Below are 17,933 nucleotides of genomic sequence, written 5' to 3'. Positions count from 1 at the left end.
TGACCGATCCTACGCCGTGAAGCGCGCCTCGATCGCCTCGCCGTGCGCGGGCAGGACCTCGGCGTTCGCCAGGGCGACGACGCCCTCCCGCACGGAGGCGAGTGCCGCCCGGTCATAGGAGATGACCTGCTGCGGACGCAGGAACGTGTACGCGCCGAGGCCGGGAGCGTAGCGCGCCTGTCCCCCGGTGGGCAGCACGTGGTTGCTGCCGGCCATGTAGTCGCCCAGGCTGACCGGCGTCTGATCTCCGACGAAGACCGCGCCCGCGCTGGTGAAGGCGGATGCCGCGTCCTCGGCGTCGGTGAGGTGGAGCTCGAGGTGCTCGGGGGCGTACGCGTTGCTGAACGCGGTCGCCATGGCCCGGTCGTCGACGAGCACGATCGCGGACTGGGGACCGTCGAGCGCGACACGCACCCGTTCGCTGTGGCGCGTCGCGGCGGCCTGCCGGTCGATCTCGACCGCGACCTGCTCGGCGAGTTCGACCGCGTCGGTGACCAGCACAGCGGATGCCTGCTCGTCGTGCTCGGCCTGGCTGATCAGGTCGGCGGCGACGAGCCGCGGGTCGGCGCTCTCGTCGGCGACGATGAGGATCTCGGTGGCACCGGCCTCGGAATCCGTGCCGACCACGCCCGCGACCGCCCGCTTGGCGGAGGCCACGAAGTTGTTGCCTGGACCGGAGACCACGTCGACCGGGTCGAGCCCGATCGTCGGGACTCCCCATGCGAGCGCGCCGATCGCTCCGGCGCCGCCCATCGCGTAGACCTCGCTGACGCCGAGCAGTGCGGCCGCGGCGAGGATCGTCGGGTGGATGCGACCGTCGTGGTCGGCCTGCGGCGGTGAGGCGAGGGCGATCTGCTGCACGCCGGCGATCTGCGCGGGAACGACGTTCATGATCACGCTCGACGGGTACACCGCCTTGCCGCCCGGGATGTAGACGCCGGCGCGCGCGACCGGCTGCCAGCGTTGCAGGATCCGGGCGCCGGGGCCGATCTCGGTGACCTGCGGGGCGGGCACCTGGGCTGCGGAGCCCTGGCGCACCCGGATGATCGCCTCCTCGAGCGCCGCACGCACGGTCGGATCGACCGATGCGAGCGCCGCAGTGATCTGGTCGGCGGGAACCCGGATGGCGTGACCGGTCACCCGATCGAACTGCTCCGCCTGCTCCCGCAGGGCGGCCTCGCCGCGGTCGCGCACGTCGTCGACGATGCGCGTGGCCGCGTCGAGCGCTTCCGCGCGCGCCTGCGTGGCACGCGGGACGGCGGCGAGCATGTCAGCCGGCGAGAGCTCGCGCCCTCGCAGATCGATCGTTCGCATGTCAGCCCTTCGTGATGTCGGAGATCTCGTGGAGGTAGCCGATCCGGCCGTCGTCATGGCGGATGACGTACGCGCCTCCACGATCTTCGATCACCAGCGCCCAGGCGGTCGGCCCGATGCGGAACAGCGGTTCGCCGCGCTCGTCGTGCACATCGCGCTCCGAGGGCGCGAGGATCCAGAACGGCTGCGCGACGGGAGCGGACTCACGCGGGTTGGTCGCGTCGAGGTCGGCGTCGACGATGTCGTCGCTCTCGACGTAGGGTTCCTCGCCCTCCACGCGCGCCGCGGTCTCGAGCAGCGATTCGATGCTGCCGGTGTCCGACACGATCTCCTGCTCCTGGCCGCGGGACCGTCGGGAGTACGTGGGGACGTACTCGTCATCCGAGGTGACCTGCTCGGTACCGGTGTCACCGCCCGAGGCGTGGGCCACGAGCGGCACCTGCGCCGCGAGGTCGAGGCGCGCCACCTCGTCGGTCGCCTGCTGCCCGGAGAGTTCCCGGTCGAAGTCGGCCGGGAACGCGGTGGTCTCGGTGAAGTCTGCGTTGTTCTCGGGCGCCGGGGCATCCGATTCCGGACCAGCCACGGCCTCTGGAGCGTCGACCGTCTCGGGAGCGGCCACCGTCTCGGGAGCGGCGACGACCTCGGGGCGCGGACGCGCGATGACCGGGCGGACCGGGTTGGCGTTGCGGTGCGCCAGGGTCACGAGGCGACCGTGGAAGTCCTCCTTCAGCCCGGGGATGATCGGGGCGAAGACCGTGAGGACGACGAGGGCGAGCGAGGTCACCAGCAGCAGGATCCCGTTCCACGGGAGGCTCCAGAAGCCTCCCTCGATCAGGGTGGAGACCGCGAGCCACAGCGTCCCGACCCACACGGTCGCCGACACCGAGAACGCGACGGAGGCGAACTGATCGATGCCCAGCGAGCCGACGCGACGGATGCCGTCCGGCGAGAAGCGCCGGAGCACGAGGAGGAACACGGCGGCGGTGGGCACGCCGATCGGCAGGATCCACTGGACGCCGACGCCCCAGAGCGAGAGCCCGCCGCCCAGAGGGAAGAAGGAGACGACGAAGGACACCAGCCACACGCCCACGATCAGGAGCTCGCGCAGCGTGAAGCCGAGGATGCCGAACTCCGGCGTGACGTCCTCGTCGTAGAGGACGCCGTCGTCGTCGGTGAAGGTCTCGTCCTCGATGTCCGACTGCTCGGGCAGATCCGTGCTCATGGTCGTCCTTTCGTCACGGTGCTCGTCCGGGGCGCGTTGATCGCCCCCCGACGGCTCACGATCCTACCCGCTCACCCCAGACAGGCGGGGCCGAGCAGCGACTTGAGGTCACCGAAGAGGTCGGCGGAGACCTTGACCGGCATCGGCACCTCGAAGACCTTCGCGCTTCCGCCGCGGTGCACCCGCAGCAGGACCTCGGTGTCGCCGTTGTGCCGACGCAGGATCTCGGCGAGCTCGTTCATGACGCGTTCGGTCGCGCGCTGCTCGGCGAGCACGAGCGACAGCGGACCGGCCGCATCGAACGAGCCGACGTCGGGCGCGAACGCGGACTGGGCATGGAGGTTCAGCCCGTCGTCGCGACGCGACACGCGCCCGCGCACGGCCAGGATCGAGTCCTGCTGCAGGATGTGCTGGAACTCGATGTACGTCTTGCCCATGAACATCACGGTGACCTCGCCGTTGAAGTCCTCGACGGTGATCATGCCGTAGGGGTTGCCGCTGGCCTTGGCGACACGATGCTGCACGCTGGTCACCAGCCCCGCGACGGTGACCTGGTCTCCGTCCTGCATGTCCTCGGAATTGTTCAGGTCATGGATCGAGATCGACGCGTGCTTGGCGAGGGGCACCTCGAGACCGGCGAGCGGATGATCGGACACATAGAGACCGAGCATCTCGCGCTCGAACGCGAGCTTGTCCTTCTTGATCCACTCCGGCCGCGCGGGGACCTTGGCCGGCGCCACCTCTTCGGTGCCGTCGTAGAGGCTGTCGAAGTCGAATCCGATCGCGCCCTGCGCCTCGTTCCGCTTGCGATCGACGGCGGCCTCGACCGCGTCTTCGTGCACCTCCATGAGGGCGCGTCGCGAGTCGCCCATCGAGTCGAAGGCCCCGGCCTTGATCAGGGACTCGACGGTGCGCTTGTTCGAGACGTGCAGCGGGACCTTGTCGAGGAAGTGGTGGAACGAGTCGAAGCGCTCGTCCTTGCGGGACTGCACGATGCCGTCGACGACGTTGCTGCCGACGTTGCGGACGGCGCCGAGACCGAAGCGGATGTCGTCTCCGATGGCCGCGAAGAAGTTGATGGACTCCGAGACGTCGGGCGGGAGCACCTTGATCCCCATGCGGCGGCACTCGTTCAGGTAGAGCGCCATCTTGTCCTTGGAGTCACCGACGCTGGTGAGGAGCGCGGCCATGTACTCGGCGGGATAGTGCGCCTTGAGGTACGCGGTCCAGTACGAGACGACGCCGTAGGCCGCCGAGTGCGCTTTGTTGAACGCGTAGTCGGAGAACGGCAGCAGGATCTCCCAGAGCGCGTTGACGGCCCCGTCGGAGTAGCCGTTCGCGTGCATTCCGGCCTGGAAGCCCTCGAACTGCTTGTCCAGCTCGGATTTCTTCTTCTTGCCCATCGCGCGACGGAGGATGTCGGCCTGACCGAGCGAGAACCCGGCCACGCGCTGCGCGATGGCCATGACCTGCTCCTGATAGATGATCAGACCGTAGGACTCCTCGAGGATGTCGGCGAGCGACTCGGTGAACTCGGGGTGGATCGGCGTGATCGGCTGGGCGCCGTTCTTGCGGAGCGCGTAGTTCGTGTGGGAGTTCGCGCCCATGGGGCCCGGACGGTACAGCGCGATGAGGGCCGAGATGTCGCCGAAGTTGTCGGGCTTCATCAGGCGCATCAGCGAGCGCATCGGCCCGCCGTCGAGCTGGAAGACGCCGAGCGACTCACCGCGGCCCAGAAGGTCGTAGGCGCCGCGGTCGTCGAGGGGAAGGCGCTCGAGATCGAGTTCCTCGCCGCGGTTCATGCGGATGTTGTCGAGCGCGTCGGAGATGATCGTGAGGTTGCGCAGCCCCAGGAAGTCCATCTTGATCAGGCCGAGGGACTCGCAGGACGGGTAGTCGAACTGCGTGACGATCTGGCCGTCCTGCTCGCGGCGCATGATCGGGATGATGTCGAGCAGCGGCTCGGACGACATGATGACGCCGGCCGCGTGCACGCCCCACTGGCGCTTCAGTCCCTCCAGCCCGAGCGCGCGGTCGAATACCGTCTTCGCCTCGGGGTCGGTCTCGATGAGGACCCGGAACTCGCTGGCTTCCTTGTAGCGCGGGTGCGCCGAGTCGAACATGCCGTCGAGGGGCATGTCCTTTCCCATGACGGGCGGCGGCATCGCCTTCGTCAGACGCTCTCCCATGCTGAACGGGAAGCCGAGCACGCGCCCGGCATCCTTCAGCGCCTGCTTGGACTTGATGGTGCCGTACGTGACGATCTGCGCGACGCGCTCGGAACCGTACTTCTGGGTCACGTACTCGATGACCTCGCCACGGCGCCGGTCATCGAAGTCGACGTCGAAGTCGGGCATCGAGACGCGGTCGGGGTTGAGGAAGCGCTCGAAGATGAGGCCGTGCTCGAGCGGGTCGAGGTCGGTGATCCGCATGGCGTAGGCGACCATCGAGCCGGCACCGGAACCACGACCGGGACCGACGCGGATGCCGTTGTCCTTGGCCCAGTTGATGAAGTCGGCGACGACGAGGAAGTAGCCGGGGAACCCCATCTGCAGGATGATGCCGGTCTCGTACTCGGCCTGCTTGCGCACCTTGTCGGGGATGCCGTTGGGATACCGGTAGTGGAGGCCGACCTCGACCTCTTTGATGAGCCAGCTGTCTTCGGTCTCGCCGTCGGGGACGGGGAAACGCGGCATGTAGTTCGCCGCGGTGTTGAACTCGACCTCGCAGCGCTCGGCGATCAGCAGCGTGTTGTCGCACGCCTCGGGGTGGTCGCGGAACAGCTGGCGCATCTCGGCGGCGGTCTTGATGTAGTAGCCGTCGCCGTCGAACTTGAAGCGGTTCGGGTCGTCGAGCGTCGAGCCGGACTGGACGCAGAGCAGCGCCTCGTGCGCGTCGGCCTCGTGCTGGTGGGTGTAGTGCGAGTCGTTGGTGCCGACCAGCGGGATGTTCAGGTCCTTCGCCAGACGCAGGAGATCGGTCATCACGCGCCGCTCGATGGAGAGGCCGTGGTCCATGATCTCGGCGAAGTAGTTCTCCTTGCCGAAGAGGTCCTGGAATTCCGCTGCCGCCGCGCGCGCGGCGTCGTACTGACCGAGACGCAGGCGCGTCTGGATCTCGCCGGAGGGGCAGCCGGTCGTCGCGATCAGGCCCTTGGAATAGGTCTGGAGAAGCTCACGGTCCATGCGCGGCTTGAAGTAGTAGCCCTCCATGCTCGAGCGGGAGCTGAGCCGGAAGAGGTTGTGCATGCCCTCGGTCGTCTCGCTCCACATCGTCATGTGGGTGTACGCACCGGAACCGGAGACGTCGTCGCTCTTCTGATCGGGCGAGCCCCACTGCACGCGCGACTTGTCGCTGCGATGCGTTCCCGGGGTCACATAGGCCTCGAGCCCGATGATCGGCTTGACGCCTGCGGCGTTCGCCGCCTTGTAGAACTCGAACGCGGCGAAGGTGTTGCCGTGATCGGTCACCGCGATGGCCGGCATGCCGTAATCGGCGGCCGCCTGGGTCATCGCCGCGATCTTCGCTGCACCGTCGAGCATCGAGTATTCGCTGTGCACATGGAGGTGGGCGAAGGAGTCGGATGCCATGCCTTCGAGTCTACTTTCGGCATCCGACGTCGGACGCCGAAGAGCCCCGGCACCGAGATAGGTGCCGGGGCTCCTCGGCCCCTCCGGACTACGGGACGGAGTTGACGATGGAGACCGTGTAGGTGGCCCGGATGTCCGGGATGTTCGCCGGTACCATGTCCCCCGCTGCCCCGTCGGTGCGGTCGTACCGCAGCGTGTACTCGGTCGCCCATCCCGTCGCGGGGTCGATCGTGAGCGTTTCGGTGCGGGCATCGAAGAGTGCGCGGTGCACCTGGTATCTCGTCTTCCCGTCCGCCGTCGTCTCTTTCTGTGCGAGCCCGCTGAGTTCGAGGGCGCCGATGAAGGCCGCTCGCACGTCCGCCGGGGCGATGTTGGACTGGATCGTGAAGATGAGATTGTCGATCAGGGCGTCGTCGACGGCTTCCGGCGACTCGGCGTAGGTCGCAGCCTGAGCGCGGAGGTAGTCGAGCAGCGCTTGGGGATCGCGAGGATAGGGCGCGTACCAGGCGGTCGAACCGGTCTGCACGTCGCCGTCGCCCGGCTGGCCGCCGGTGTTCCAGCTCCCGATGACCTCGGGGTTCACCGGAACCTGGTTGTCCCAGGCGAGCTCGCCCGCCGGACCTTGATCCTCCGGGAAGAACTGCACCCGTTCGGAGCTCGGCCCCCACTCGAAATACCAGTCGCCCGATCGATCGGCAGGGACGTAGGTCTGACTGTACTCACGGACCAACAGGCCGGAGATCGGCGGGAAATCGCCGTGCGCCGGCCAGACGAACACGCGCCCGTCCCGGTAGAGCAGGCGCTCCGATGTGATCCCCACGTGAAGATACTGCCCGGCCTGCGGGGTCGTGCCGGGGTACGGTTCCGTGATCGTCGTGCCGGAGGTCGGCTCCGGTTTCGGAACGGTCTGGCCGGGCTCACGAGGTCCCGCCGTGGGCGCGGGAATAGCCTCCACGTGTGGAGAGGGTGCCGTGAGTTGGCTGACCACGACGACGCCCGCCGTCACCGCGGCCGCTCCGGCCACCGCGCCGGCGATCAGGAACATCGGCCTCTTCAGGAGGCGCTTGCGCTCCGCACTGCGGCTGTCGTCGATCCCCTGGAGAAGCCGTATGCGGGCACCGATGATCCGATCCTCCGTCAGGCCGGTTCCTGCATTCACGTCACGCACGCGCTCGAAAACGTCCATCGACCGCTCCTTCCTTGTCATTCATTGCTCGTTCTCGGGTGATCGCCCTGGCCGGATCCAACCGCGTCCGAACGCGGTTCATCCGGGACCGGACGGTCCCGACGGGGACGCCCAGGGCGACGGCGACCTCTTCATAGGTCAGGTCTCCCCAGGCGTAGAGCAGGAGGGTCTCCCGGTCCTTGGCCGAGAGGGCCGCGATCCGCGGCGCCAGCTCGCGGGTGGATATCTCGGCGTCGAGACGCGCGATCGTCGTCTCGAGGTCTCCGTGGGAGATGTGCTCCTCGCGCTGCGCGGACTCGACGCTCGACCGGAAGTGCTTGGCCTCTCGGGCCCGATGCTTCCTGATCAGTCGCGAAGCTATCCCGTACAACCAGGGAAGCGCCGAGTCCCAGGAAGTGTCGAACGACTTCCGTCGTGCGAACGCGACCAGGAACGTCTCACTGAGGATGTCCTCGCCCGCATCGGCCCCGAGACGGCGGGCGGCATAGCCGCCCACCGTCCTGGCGTGCCGATCGAACAGTTCGGCGAAGGCTCGGGGCTGCCCGAGCGACCGCTGAATGATCTCGCTGTCTGTGCTCACACTATGTATTGCCCCGGAGAGCGCAGACGGTTCGAAATTCGTCACGGCAGCGCGTCGACGACGCTCACGGTGTAGGTGTACCGCTCGTCCGGGAGGTCCGCGGGGACCAGGGGCGACGCGACATCGAGCGTCACCGTCTTCTCGAGGACGAGCCCCGACGAGATGTCGATGGTCACTGTCCGACGTCGGATGCCGTCAGTACCGGACAGCGCCTGCTCAGCAGCGGAGAAGCTCAGCGTGACGATGTTCCCCTGGGTCTCGACGATCTCCGAGCCGCTGAGCATGCTCAGCGCACCGTACATCGCCGATCGGACGTCGGGTGACCCGACGTTCTTCGCGAGCAGGTCCACCAGCACCCAACCGACCTTGTAGTCCTGGTCCCCCGTCACGGAACCCTGATTCTGCCTGATCCACGCGATCAGCTGGGCCGGATCGCGAGGCATGTCCTGCCAGAAGGAGTGCATCGAGAAACCGCTCGAGGTCTCCCAGGGCGGAATCCCGCCGGCGAACGTGTTCGGCCCACTCGGCCCGCCGATCTCCTGCACATGTTGTTCCGCGAGCGCGGCGGCATCGGGGCCGAACTCCTGCAGGATCTCGACCTGGCCCCCCACGGAGTACCAGTCGGACGATGTGTCCGCGGGGACGTAGTTGTCCCAGGAGACGGCATCCATCCAGGCGTTCGCCGCGGTCGATCGATCAGTCTGGAATTCTCCCACCCCGGTGTCCGGGTGCTGGTAGACCATCTGTTCGGAGTCGGTGTGCACCCTCAGATACTGCCCCGGTGCGACCGTCAATCCGGTGAACGTGCTCGCGGATGCTCCTGCCGCGCTGAACGCTCCGGCGGCCGTCAACGGCTCCACCGTCGGCTCCGGTGTGGGCTCCACCGACGGCTTCGGCACGATGGTCGGAATGGCCTCGACCCTTCCGGTCGTCGGCGTCGTGAGGTTGCCGACCACGAGAACACCGGCGGTCACCGCCGCGGCGGCGCCCACCAGGCCGGCCGTGATGATCCACGGGCGTCGTGCCGCGCGCGACCGCGCAGGGCGCTGTTCGGCGTGGATCTCACTCAGGAGTCGCACCCGCGCCGCCGAGATGTTCTCCTCGGCCCCGTCGATCTCCGGTCGGGTCTCCTGCACCTTCTCGAAAACGTTCATCGGATGCTCCCTGCTGCTCGGTCTGTCTGCGTCTCTGTCTGTATCTCTGTCTGTCGCCTCGCATGCGCCCTGCGAACGGGGTCCAGGCGCTTCCGCACGCGGTTCAACCGCGAACGGACGGTCCCGACCGGGACGCCGAGCGCTGTCGCCACCTCGTCGTAGGACAACCCCTGCCATGCGTAGAGCAGGAGCGTCTCCCGATCCCTCGGCGCGAGCGCGGCGATACGTGCTCTGAGCCCTGCGACCTCGCGCTCCGCGTCGATCCGCGTCATCGCGTCGTCGACACCTCCCTCGGAGGAATGCTCCTCACCCGAGACGGCCGCCGCGAACGAACGCCAGTGCTTGGCCTCCACTGCGCGGTGTCGGCGGATGAGGCGGGAGGCGATGCCGAGCAGCCAGGGCACGGCCGACTCGACGTCACGATCGAAGTCCGCGCGACGTCGGAACGCCACGAGGAACGTCTCGCTCAGGACGTCCTCCGCCGCATGCCGGCCGATCCGGTACGTCGCGAAGGCGTTGACCACGCGCGCATGTCGATCGAACAGCTGGGCGAAGGCTGATGGTTGGTCCAGAGACCGTTGGATGATCTCGCTGTCTGTGCTCACGCTGTGTATTGTCCGTGCGCCCCGGATGGGTTCACGTTTTCTTCGACGACTTCTTCGATGCCGTCAGATCGAGGCGCATGAGCACGCGCGGGAAGCCGTCGAGGACCGAGTCCGTGTCGGCCGCCTTCGTGAATCCGGCGTCTTCGAACAGGCTCCTCGTGCCGACGTACGCCATCGTGAGGTTCACCTTCTCGCCGCGGTTGTCGACGGGATATCCCTCGATCGCAGGGGCCCCGCGCTTCTTCGCGTAGGCGACGGCGCCCTCGATCAGCGCGTGCGAGATGCCCTGTCTGCGGTGCCCAGGCCGAACCCGGAAGCACCACAGCGACCACACGTCGAGGTCGTCGATGTGCGGGATGAGCCGATTGCGCGCGAAGCTCGTCTCACTCCGCGGATGCAGGGCCGCCCAGCCGACCGGCTCGTCGTCGAGGTAGGCGATCACGCCCGGCGGCGGATCCTGATGGCACAGCTCCCGCACCCGGTCGGCGCGCGCATTTCCTTTCAGCGCGACGTTCTCCTTGCTGCCGATGCGATAGCTCAGACAGAAGCAGACGTTCGACGTCGGCTTCTTCGGCCCCACCAGCGTCGCGACGTCGTCGAACACGGTCGCCGGACGCACCTCGATGCTCATGCGCCCAGTGTGGCGCACCCCGGCGACATCGCACGCTTCGACGGGCTCAGCGGCCCAGATCGGCGCGGACTACTCTCCGCGGAGCACATCGAGCGCGTGCTGGAAGTCCGCGGGATACGGCGACGCGAACTGCACCCACTCCCCCGTCGCCGGGTGGGTGAAGGCCAGCTGGTGTGCGTGCAGCCACTGCCGCGTCAGGCCGAGCCTGGCGGACAGCGTCGGGTCGGCGCCGTAGAGCGGGTCGCCGACGCACGGATGCCGGTGCGCCGCCATGTGCACGCGGATCTGATGGGTGCGCCCGGTCTCCAGATGGATCTCGAGGAGCGAGGCCCCCGGGAACGCCTCCAGGGTCTCGTAGTGCGTCACGGAGGGCTTCCCGTCCGGGACGACGGCGAACTTCCACGAGTGGTTCGGATGGCGACCGATCGGAGCGTCGATCGTGCCGGCGAGCGGATCCGGATGCCCCTGCACGACGGCGTGGTAGATCTTCTCGACCGTACGCTCCTTGAACGCGTGCTTGAGAGCCGTGTACGCGGCCTCGGTCTTGGCGACCACCATCAGGCCGCTGGTTCCCACGTCGAGACGGTGCACGACCCCCTGACGCTCGGCCGCACCGCTGGTCGCGATGCGGAATCCCGCCGCGGCGAGGGCGCCGATGACCGTGGGCCCCTCCCACCCGACCGACGGGTGAGCTGCGACGCCCGAGGGCTTGTCGACCACGACGATGTCGTCATCGTCGTAGACGATGCCCAACTCGGGGACGGCGATCGGGATGATCCTCGGCGCCTCCTTGGGCTGCCACTCGACCTCGAGCCAGGCGCCGCCTCGCAGACGATCCGACTTGTCCAGGACGACGCCGTCGAGCTGCACTCCCCCCGCGGACGCCACATCGGCGGCGAAGGTGCGGGAGAAGCCGAGCATGCGCGCGAGCGCCGCGTCGACGCGCTCGCCGTCCATGCCGTCGGGGACGGGAAGGGACCGCGACTCCACGGTCAGCGACCGTCCGACGGCGACGAATCCTCGGCGGACGCGACCTCGCCGGCGACCGATGCGGAATCCGCGTCGGCGACGGCATCCGCGTCGTCGAGCATCTCCTGGTCCTCGGCGGCGACAGCGGCGGCCTCGGCCTCCTCTTCTGTCTCGACCGGCGCGTGGTCCCGTTCCCGGGTGCCGTCGAAACGCAGACCGAGCACGACGAGCAGCGCGACCGAGATCATCCCGGTCACGATGAAGATGTCCGCGACGTTGAAGATCGCGGGCATCATCCACGGCATCGAGATCATGTCGACCACGTGACCGTTGCCGAATCCCGGCTCGCGGAAGAGACGGTCGGTGAGGTTGCCGAGCACGCCGCCGAGCAGCGCGCCGAGGACGACTGCCCACCAACGGGAGCGGACGTCGAACGCCTTCCAGATGATGACCACGGCGACCACGCTCAGAGCGATGGTGAAGATCCAGGTCACTCCGCTGCCGAGCGAGAAGGCCGCGCCCGAATTGCGGATGTAATACAGCTGAAGGAACTCCCCGAGCACGGGCACGACCTCATGGAGAGGGAGGTGCTCGATGGTGAGGTACTTCACAAACTGATCGGCGGCCAGTACGACCGCTGCGAGAATCGCAACGATCGCACCGGCCGCCGACCGACGAAGGGGACGACGTCCTGACAAGAGGGCGCCTTACAGGCCGATCGCGGAGACCGGCGTGGAGTCCGTGGAGGCCGACTTCTCGTCGAGGTCGCGGAGCTGACCCTCGATGTAGCCGCGGAGCTGCGACCGGTAGTCGCGCTCGAAGTTGCGGAGCTCGGTGATCCGGGCCTCGAGCGTGTTGCGCTCGCGCTCCAGACGTGCGGCCTCTTCGCGCTGCTTGGCCTCGGCCTCGCTGCGGATGCGGCCGACCTCGGCCTCGGCGTCGGCGATCAGCTGGTTGCGCTTCGCCTCACCCTCGGCGACGTGCTCGTCGTGCAGGCGCTGGGCCAGCTCGATGATGCCGGCCGTCGCGGTGGCGGAACCCGACGGAGCAGGCTCGGCCGGGACCTCGGCGACGGGAGCGGCAGGCGCCTCGGCGACCACGGGGGCGGCAGCGGCGGGCTCAGCGGCCGCGGGGGCTGCGCCCGACTCGTAGGCGGCCAGCTTGGCCTTCAGCTCGACGTTCTCCTCGAGAGCCTTGCGCCACTCGATGACGATCTCGTCGAGGAAGTCGTCCACCTCGTCCGGGTCGAAGCCGTCCTTGAAGCGGACGTGCTGGAACTGCTTGGTGACGACGTCATCCGGGGTAAGTGCCATGATGGCTCCTCTTTCGATGAGTTCGGTTGCCAGTAACGATTATGGCGCGGTCTTTATGTGGCGCGAACCCGGGGCGCGCACCTGGGTGCCAGCATAGTCCCCGAGCCTCGGCGTCGCGATGTCACGACACCCAGGGCGCGAGAACTCGCCGGTCGGTCAGATGAACAATCCCACGATGTTCATGAGCACCAGGACGATGAGCATCGTCAGTGCGAACCCGAAGTCCAGCGACAGCGAGCCGATCCGCAACGGGGGGATGATCCGCCGGAAGAACCGGATGGGCGGATCGGTCACCGTGTAGGCGGCCTCTGCGACGACGAGCCCGAATCCCTTCGGACGCCACTCCCGATTGAACATCGGGATGTAGTCCAGGATCAGCCTCGCGAAGAGCACGAAGATGTAGAGCAGCAGCACCAGATGGACGATCCTGGCGACGACGGAGACCAGCTCCACGGGCTACGACTGGTCGAAGCCCGCGGACTCGGCGTCCGCGTGCGCGATTCCCCCTTGGCCCGAGACCGCGATGTTCTCCGGCGAGAGCAGGAAGACCTTCGAGGTCACGCGCTCGATGCGGCCGTAGAGCCCGAGCGAGAGGCCGCTGGCGAAATCGATCAGACGACGCGCGTCGGCGTCGCTCATCTGCGAGAGGTTGATGATGACCGGGACACCCTCACGGAAGCTCTCCGCGATCAGCTGAGCGTCGCGGTACTGCTTCGGGTGCACCGTGAGGATCTCGTTCACCGTGCCGGCAGCAGGCTGACGGACGGCGACCGGGCGGCGCAGCGGCGTGACGGGAGCCGGAGCCGACTCCTCGCGGTCACGATCGCGGTCGCGGTCACGTTCGCGGTGGGCGCGGGCCGGAGCCTGCGTCTCCTCCTCGTAGACCTCTTCCTCGTCGGCGAGGCCGAGATACACCATGGTCTTCTTCAGCGGGTTACCCATCGTGTCCTCCGGTTCGAACGTTTGGGGTGGTCTGTTCACAGGTTAACCCCGGTCGGGGCGGGGTCCGGTGATTGCGGAGCCGATCCGCAGGTGTGTCGCGCCCGCGTCGATCGCTTCGACGAAGTCACCCGTCATTCCGGCGGAGATCCAGGTGGCCGAGGGCTCGACCTCGCGGATCGCATCGGCGATGCCGCGAAGACGGGCGAACGCCGAGGCAGGCTCCTCGTCGAGGGGTGCCACCGCCATCACCCCGCGCAGACGCAGGGACGGCAGAGTCAGCACGTGCTCAGCCAGAGCGCGGGCCTCGGCCGGGGCGACACCGCCTCGCCCCGCGTCGTCCGTCAGATTGACCTGCACGAGGACGTCGAGCACATCGTCGTCTTCCGCGGCGCGGTGCAGCGCATCGGCGAGTCGACCGCGGTCGACCGAGTGCACGACATCCGCGCTCCGTCGGATCGCCGCCGCCTTGTTCGTCTGCCCCTGGCCGATGAAGTGCCAGCGAACATCCAGTGCCGAGAGCTCGGCCTGCTTGGCGGAGAGCTCCTGCTGCCGGTTCTCACCGACCTCGCGCACGCCCAGCGCCTGCAGATCCGTCACCAGCGATGCGGGGTGGAACTTCGTGACGACGATCCGAGTGATCTCCGCGGGATCGCGGTCGGCCCGGCGCGCGGCGTCGGCGATGCGCTCGTCGATCGCCGACAGCCGCGCGGCCAGGTCCGACTGCTGACTGTCCTCGGCCGTCACTCCTGTCACTTCAGGAATTCGGGGATGTCGATGTCGTCATCCGCGAACGCCGGCTCGATGCTCGTGGCCGGCACACGCTGCTGCACGGGAGCAGGCTCAGCGGTCTCGGCCTTCGCCGGCTCCTCGGTCTCGGTGAGCGCGACCTCGGGCAGCGTCGTGGTGGCGGGACGGGACACGACCATCGGGTCGAGCCGCAGCGACGGCTCTCCCCCGTCGAACCCGGCGGCGATCACCGTCACGCGCACCTCGTCGCCGAGCGTGTCGTCGATGACCGTACCGAAGATGATGTTGGCCTCGGGGTGCGCGGCCTCCTTGACGAGGTCCGCGGCGTCATGGATCTCGAAGATGCCGAGGTTCGATCCACCCTGGATCGAGAGGAGCACGCCGTGCGCGCCCTCGATGCTGGCCTCGAGCAGCGGCGACTCGACCGCCAGCTCGGCGGCCTTGATCGCCCGGTCGGCGCCGCGCGCGGATCCGATGCCCATGAGGGCGGATCCCGCACCCTGCATGACCGACTTCACGTCGGCGAAGTCGAGGTTGATGAGTCCGGGGGTCGTGATCAGGTCGGTGATCCCCTGCACACCGGCGAGGAGCACCTGGTCGGCGGTCGCGAAGGCCTCGATCATCGAGATGCCGCGGTCGCTGATCTCGAGAAGACGGTCGTTCGGCACCACGATGAGGGTGTCGACCTCTTCCTTGAGCTTCGCGACGCCGGCCTCGGCCTGGCTCTGCCGGCGGCGGCCCTCGAAGGAGAACGGCTTGGTGACGACACCGATCGTGAGGGCGCCGATCGACTTCGCGATGCGCGCGACGACGGGAGCGCCACCGGTTCCGGTGCCACCGCCCTCGCCGGCGGTGACGAAGACCATGTCGGCCCCGGTCAGCGCCTGCTCGATCTCCTCGGCGTGGTCCTCGGCGGCACGACGACCCACCTCGGGGTCTGCTCCGGCTCCGAGTCCGCGGGTGAGCTCGCGGCCCACGTCGAGCTTGACGTCGGCGTCGCTCATCAGCAGCGCCTGGGCGTCGGTGTTCACGGCGATGAACTCGACTCCGCGAAGGCCGAGGTCGATCATACGGTTCACGGCGTTGACGCCGCCACCGCCGACGCCGACGACCTTGATCACGGCGAGGTAGTTCTGGTTCTGGCTCATGGCCGGCCTCCGATTAGTCGAGCCTTGCGTTCGTTGTCGAGAGAGTGCGGGGCTGAACCTTAAACCTCAACTAGAGGTGTAAAGTATTTCCCGGTATTGCGTTCCCTGAGATCGAAGGTAAGCGCCGCGTGCCCGCGGAAGCGCAGCGACACGGGCGTGTCGCGCCATTCCCGTCGAAAGCCGTCAGCCGACGACCGCGACCTTCGGCGAAGTGACGTCGATCGACGTCGCGCCGGGGTTCGCGTTCAGCGCGGCAGAGAGCGTGAGCGCCTTCAGCCCGGACTCCTCCGCGCTCCCCCACACGACCGTCAGGCCGGTGCTGAGGGTCAGCGTCACGTCGTCGGCCGTCGAGGCGCTCACGCCGGTGAGCGCGCCCCTGATGCCTGCCGGAAGCGATCGGACGACCAGCCCGGCGCTCTCGAACGCCGTCGAGTCGACACCGCCCTCGACCTCGATGATCGGCTGCCCCGCGGGCTGATCCGACGTGGTGGCGAGTGCGACGCCGGCGGCATCCACGAGCGTATATCCCGCATCCGAGCGGATGACGCCCACCGGTGTGCGCTCCACGATGCGCACGGTCAGATCATGCGGCGGCTTCGCCTCGAGTGCGTAGGTCTCGATGAGCGGGAACGCGAGCAGCGCCGCCTTCACCTCGCTCGTGTCGACCAGCGCCAGCGGGGTGCCGATCTGGTCGGCGAGGGCCGCCTCGATCACCGCGGGGTCGAGCGTCGTGGCCCCGGCCACCGTGATCTTCTCGACGGCGAAGAGCGGACTGTACGCCGCGGCGACGCTCCCCCCGATCAGCAGGAGGACGGCGCCGATGCTGCTGAGCCAGATGATCCTCCGCCGGCGAGAGCGCTGGGTGAACCGGCGGATCTCCGCGCGGAGCGCCTTGCGCCGCGCCCGCGCGGCACGCCACACGTCCCCGGTAGAGGTCGGCTGCGGCGCCTCGTCGGCGGGCGCCGCCGGCTGTCCCGACTCGATGTCGACGACGGCTGCCGCCTCGGCACGCTCACGGCGGCGCGGGCGGGTCTCCGCTTCCGACGCGGCATCCTTCTGCCCCTTGCCCTCCGGGGCGGTCGGAAGCGGTGCGGGCCGGCGCATGGCTACGCCTCGTCGGTCCGGCGGAGCGACTCCAGCACCTGCGGGATGATCTGGTAGACGTTCCCGCACCCGAGCGTGATAACGAAATCCCCGTCCCGAGCCACGGTGGCCGTGTAGTCCGCGGCCTGCTGCCAGTCGGCGACGTAGTGCACGTGCCCCTGGTCGCGGAACGCGTCGCTGACCAGCGCACCGGTGACCCCGGGAACCGGATCCTCACGGGCTCCGTAGACGTCGAGCATCACCGTGTGGTCTGCGAACTCCTCGAGGACGTCGGCGAACTCCTGGTACATGTGCTGCGTGCGCGAATAGGTGTGCGGCTGCTGGATCGCGATGATCCGGCCGGAGCCCGAGATGCTCCGCATGGCCTCGAGCGCCGCGCGGACCTCGGTGGGATGGTGCGAGTAGTCGTCATACACGGTGACCCCGCGCTCGACGCCGTGCTGCTCGAGTCGGCGCACGGTGCCGGCGAAGCCCTCGACGGCGCGCACCGCGTCGGCCAGCGGGTGGCCCAGCGCACGCAGCACCGCGACGGCTCCTGCCGCGTTGATCGCGTTGTGCACGCCGGGGACGGCGAGCTGCATGCGCGCGCTCTCCCCCTCGTGCGTCAGCGTCGCGGCGACGGGACCTGCGGCGACGATGTCGGTGACGCGGAGATCGGCTCCCTCGGCCTGGCCGAAGGTGATGACGTTGTCGTGCGAGAGCCCCGCGCTGACGCGCAGCGCCCCGGGGTCGTCGCTCGAGATCACGACCGCCTCGGAGGCGGCATCCGCGAATCGCACGAACGCGTCGTGGAACGCCTCGTCCGAGCCGTAGTGGTCCAGGTGGTCGGGATCGACGTTGGTGATCAGCGCGACCGCCGTGTCGTACAGCAGGAAGGTGCCGTCCGACTCGTCGGCCTCGATCACGAACAAGTCGCCCGTGCCGGTCGCGCTCGATGTGCCGAGCTGCTCGATCACGCCGCCGTTCACGAAGTGCGGGTCGGTGCCGAGCTCGCGCAGAGCCGTGACGATCATGCCGGTCGACGTGGTCTTGCCGTGGGCTCCGGCGACCGAGACGAGGCGGCGGGATCCGATCAGCCAGTGCAGCGCCTGGGAGCGGTGGATGACGTGCAGCCCGCGCTCCTTGGCCGTGACGAACTCGGGGTTCTCGGGCCAGATCGCGCCCGTGTGCACGACCGTGTCGGCGTCGCCGAGATACGCCGCGTCGTGGCCGACGTGCACGGTGGCGCCGGCAGCCGCGAGGGCGCGCAGGTTGTCGCTGTCGGCGCGGTCGGTGCCGGAGACGCGGATGCCGGCGTCGAGGAACATCCTCGCGAGGCCGCTCATGCCGGAGCCGCCGATGCCGATGAAGTGCGCGGAGGTGATCGTCTCGGGGATCGGGAGGGAGAGGTCGGGTCTGATCATGTCGTGTTCAGTCTACTTTTCCTCG

General features: G+C 68.4%; 17 protein-coding genes. All 17 read right to left on the bottom strand.

The window, feature by feature from the left end; all coding sequences use genetic code 11:
- Positions 1-9: 9 nt before the first annotated feature.
- On the bottom strand, positions 10-1,314 hold the full coding sequence (gene hisD / locus MRBLWH11_RS13035) for a histidinol dehydrogenase (protein ID WP_341945177.1): 1,305 nt from the start codon (positions 1,312-1,314) through the stop codon (positions 10-12).
- A 1-nt stretch (position 1,315) separates the two neighbouring features.
- On the bottom strand, positions 1,316-2,536 hold the full coding sequence (locus MRBLWH11_RS13030) for a hypothetical protein (protein ID WP_341945176.1): 1,221 nt from the start codon (positions 2,534-2,536) through the stop codon (positions 1,316-1,318).
- Positions 2,537-2,607: 71 nt separating this feature from the next.
- Positions 2,608-6,126, bottom strand: a complete 3,519-nt coding sequence (gene dnaE / locus MRBLWH11_RS13025) for a DNA polymerase III subunit alpha (protein ID WP_341945175.1) — start codon at positions 6,124-6,126, stop codon at positions 2,608-2,610.
- An 88-nt stretch (positions 6,127-6,214) separates the two neighbouring features.
- A complete protein-coding gene (locus tag MRBLWH11_RS13020) occupies positions 6,215-7,312 on the bottom strand; it encodes a hypothetical protein (protein WP_341945174.1) in 1,098 nt (365 codons plus the stop codon).
- Positions 7,287-7,892, bottom strand: a complete 606-nt coding sequence (locus MRBLWH11_RS13015; protein WP_341945173.1) for a sigma-70 family RNA polymerase sigma factor — start codon at positions 7,890-7,892, stop codon at positions 7,287-7,289. The genes MRBLWH11_RS13020 and MRBLWH11_RS13015 overlap by 26 nt, the downstream gene beginning before the upstream one ends.
- A 41-nt stretch (positions 7,893-7,933) precedes the next feature.
- Positions 7,934-9,046 carry a hypothetical protein gene (locus MRBLWH11_RS13010; protein ID WP_341945172.1) on the bottom strand — a complete coding sequence of 371 codons (1,113 nt, stop codon included), beginning with the start codon at positions 9,044-9,046 and terminating at the stop codon, positions 7,934-7,936.
- A complete protein-coding gene (locus MRBLWH11_RS13005) occupies positions 9,043-9,651 on the bottom strand; it encodes a sigma-70 family RNA polymerase sigma factor (protein ID WP_341945171.1) in 609 nt (202 codons plus the stop codon). The genes MRBLWH11_RS13010 and MRBLWH11_RS13005 overlap by 4 nt, the downstream gene beginning before the upstream one ends.
- A gap of 31 nt (positions 9,652-9,682) precedes the next feature.
- Positions 9,683-10,282, bottom strand: coding sequence for a GNAT family N-acetyltransferase (locus MRBLWH11_RS13000; protein ID WP_341945170.1), 600 nt, complete (start codon positions 10,280-10,282; stop codon positions 9,683-9,685).
- A gap of 69 nt (positions 10,283-10,351) precedes the next feature.
- Entirely contained in the window at positions 10,352-11,272 is a 921-nt protein-coding gene (locus MRBLWH11_RS12995; RefSeq protein ID WP_116636825.1) for an RluA family pseudouridine synthase, read from the bottom strand.
- A 2-nt stretch (positions 11,273-11,274) separates the two neighbouring features.
- Entirely contained in the window at positions 11,275-11,949 is a 675-nt protein-coding gene (gene lspA / locus MRBLWH11_RS12990) for a signal peptidase II (RefSeq protein ID WP_341945169.1), read from the bottom strand.
- A 9-nt stretch (positions 11,950-11,958) separates the two neighbouring features.
- Positions 11,959-12,564, bottom strand: coding sequence for a DivIVA domain-containing protein (locus MRBLWH11_RS12985; RefSeq protein WP_116636823.1), 606 nt, complete (start codon positions 12,562-12,564; stop codon positions 11,959-11,961).
- 156 nt (positions 12,565-12,720) lie between these two features.
- Positions 12,721-13,017, bottom strand: a complete 297-nt coding sequence (locus tag MRBLWH11_RS12980) for a YggT family protein (RefSeq protein ID WP_116636822.1) — start codon at positions 13,015-13,017, stop codon at positions 12,721-12,723.
- A gap of 3 nt (positions 13,018-13,020) precedes the next feature.
- Positions 13,021-13,506 carry a cell division protein SepF gene (gene sepF / locus MRBLWH11_RS12975; RefSeq protein ID WP_282216781.1) on the bottom strand — a complete coding sequence of 162 codons (486 nt, stop codon included), beginning with the start codon at positions 13,504-13,506 and terminating at the stop codon, positions 13,021-13,023.
- Between the two features lie 42 nt (positions 13,507-13,548).
- Positions 13,549-14,259: a YggS family pyridoxal phosphate-dependent enzyme gene (locus MRBLWH11_RS12970; protein ID WP_341945168.1), complete on the bottom strand. Its 711-nt coding sequence runs from the start codon at positions 14,257-14,259 to the stop codon at positions 13,549-13,551.
- Positions 14,256-15,401: a cell division protein FtsZ gene (gene ftsZ, locus MRBLWH11_RS12965; protein ID WP_116636819.1), complete on the bottom strand. Its 1,146-nt coding sequence runs from the start codon at positions 15,399-15,401 to the stop codon at positions 14,256-14,258. Before ftsZ ends, MRBLWH11_RS12970 begins: the two co-directional genes overlap by 4 nt.
- Before the next feature lie 183 nt (positions 15,402-15,584).
- Positions 15,585-16,505 carry an FtsQ-type POTRA domain-containing protein gene (locus MRBLWH11_RS12960; protein ID WP_341945166.1) on the bottom strand — a complete coding sequence of 307 codons (921 nt, stop codon included), beginning with the start codon at positions 16,503-16,505 and terminating at the stop codon, positions 15,585-15,587.
- A 2-nt stretch (positions 16,506-16,507) separates the two neighbouring features.
- Positions 16,508-17,908, bottom strand: coding sequence for a UDP-N-acetylmuramate--L-alanine ligase (gene murC, locus MRBLWH11_RS12955; RefSeq protein WP_341945165.1), 1,401 nt, complete (start codon positions 17,906-17,908; stop codon positions 16,508-16,510).
- Positions 17,909-17,933: the final 25 nt, after the last annotated feature.

The organism is Microbacterium sp. LWH11-1.2, assembly GCF_038397745.1.
Taxonomy (GTDB): domain Bacteria; phylum Actinomycetota; class Actinomycetes; order Actinomycetales; family Microbacteriaceae; genus Microbacterium.
Note: the sequence above shows the minus strand (reverse complement) of the source record. Positions and strands in the feature narration are given on the sequence as shown.

Excerpts from the sequence above, each read along its gene's own strand:
- hisD (WP_341945177.1), bottom strand. The coding sequence starts at position 1,314 with ATGCGAACGATCGATCTGCGAGGGCGCGAGCTCTCGCCGGCTGACATG.
- MRBLWH11_RS13030 (WP_341945176.1), bottom strand. The coding sequence starts at position 2,536 with ATGAGCACGGATCTGCCCGAGCAGTCGGACATCGAGGACGAGACCTTC.
- dnaE (WP_341945175.1), bottom strand. The coding sequence starts at position 6,126 with ATGGCATCCGACTCCTTCGCCCACCTCCATGTGCACAGCGAATACTCG.
- MRBLWH11_RS13020 (WP_341945174.1), bottom strand. The coding sequence starts at position 7,312 with ATGGACGTTTTCGAGCGCGTGCGTGACGTGAATGCAGGAACCGGCCTG.
- MRBLWH11_RS13010 (WP_341945172.1), bottom strand. The coding sequence starts at position 9,046 with ATGAACGTTTTCGAGAAGGTGCAGGAGACCCGACCGGAGATCGACGGG.
- MRBLWH11_RS13000 (WP_341945170.1), bottom strand. The coding sequence starts at position 10,282 with ATGAGCATCGAGGTGCGTCCGGCGACCGTGTTCGACGACGTCGCGACG.
- MRBLWH11_RS12985 (WP_116636823.1), bottom strand. The coding sequence starts at position 12,564 with ATGGCACTTACCCCGGATGACGTCGTCACCAAGCAGTTCCAGCACGTC.
- sepF (WP_282216781.1), bottom strand. The coding sequence starts at position 13,506 with ATGGGTAACCCGCTGAAGAAGACCATGGTGTATCTCGGCCTCGCCGAC.
- ftsZ (WP_116636819.1), bottom strand. The coding sequence starts at position 15,401 with ATGAGCCAGAACCAGAACTACCTCGCCGTGATCAAGGTCGTCGGCGTC.
- MRBLWH11_RS12960 (WP_341945166.1), bottom strand. The coding sequence starts at position 16,505 with ATGCGCCGGCCCGCACCGCTTCCGACCGCCCCGGAGGGCAAGGGGCAG.
- murC (WP_341945165.1), bottom strand. The coding sequence starts at position 17,908 with ATGATCAGACCCGACCTCTCCCTCCCGATCCCCGAGACGATCACCTCC.